The 429-nt window shown below is 61.1% G+C and carries 1 protein-coding gene; it reads right to left on the bottom strand.

Annotation, left to right across the window (positions count from 1 at the left end; translation table 11 throughout):
- Nucleotides 1–429 (bottom strand): outer membrane lipoprotein-sorting protein (locus tag A3754_RS25820; RefSeq protein WP_369817653.1); only part of this gene is annotated, 429 nt, incomplete at both ends.

Raw genomic sequence — 429 nt, 5'->3', positions numbered from 1 at the left:
CGCATGTCTTCAAAACTGAATTCACTGCCCATGAAAGGGCCGGATTTGTTCCGTGAGGCAATGGTTTTCACCCGGCGCAGCGCGGGCAGGTACAGCCATTGGTCGTCGTCACGGGTCTTGTAGCTGAACGTAAGCATGGCGGTGCCGCGCACGTCACGGGGGGTATCGAAGATGGTCAGGCTCTTGTCGCCCTCTTCCTCACCGGTTCCTTCCAGCGTCTTGACGCGCAGCTCGCGCTCCGAGGTCTGGCCACTCTTGCTGATCAGAACCATCTTCATGTCGGCCTGAAAGTCCCCAAAGCCCTCGCCACGGCTATCCGCCTCCCGGGCGATCTCCAGGCCTTTCTCTTCCGGGGTCTGGGCCAATACGACGGGCGCGGCCAGGGCCATTAGCAAAGCGGCGGGCAGTAAACGGACGTTCATGGAGCTC

Source organism: Alcanivorax sp. HI0083, from assembly GCF_001635175.1.
This window is presented reverse-complemented; position numbering and strand designations above follow the sequence as displayed.